Origin of the sequence: Psychrobacter sp. AOP30-A2-5, from assembly GCF_052378115.1 — a bacterium.
Lineage (GTDB): Bacteria > Pseudomonadota > Gammaproteobacteria > Pseudomonadales > Moraxellaceae > Psychrobacter.
This window is the reverse complement of sequence record NZ_JBQSXK010000074.1, coordinates 1-312: the sequence shown is the minus strand read 5'-3', so window position 1 is coordinate 312 and position 312 is coordinate 1. Positions and strand designations below refer to the sequence as shown.

General features: G+C 40.1%; 1 protein-coding gene. It reads left to right on the top strand.

Annotated elements, in window-relative coordinates; translation table 11 throughout:
* Positions 1-312: transposase (locus ACT3S4_RS14420; protein ID WP_444761316.1), on the top strand; the 312-nt coding region annotated here is incomplete at both ends.

Genomic DNA, 312 nt, shown 5'->3' with positions numbered 1-312 from the left:
GAATTTCCAAAAACAGCGTGTGGCACTGGTCAGGTCGGTATTGATTTAGGCTGCAAAGATTCAGCAGTCAATAGTGATGGCGACAAACTACAAACCAAAATCACTCATCAATACGCTGAAAAACTGGCCATTGCTCAAAGAGCTAAGAATAAAAAGCGGGTCAAGGCCATTCACGCCAAGATTAAAAATACCCGTCAAGACCTCATTCATAAATTCACATCAAAGCTTGTCAAAGCCAACAGCCTAATTGTTGTTGGTAAAATAAAATCAACATCATTCACTAAGGGCAAACTTGCCAAATCCGTCTATGAT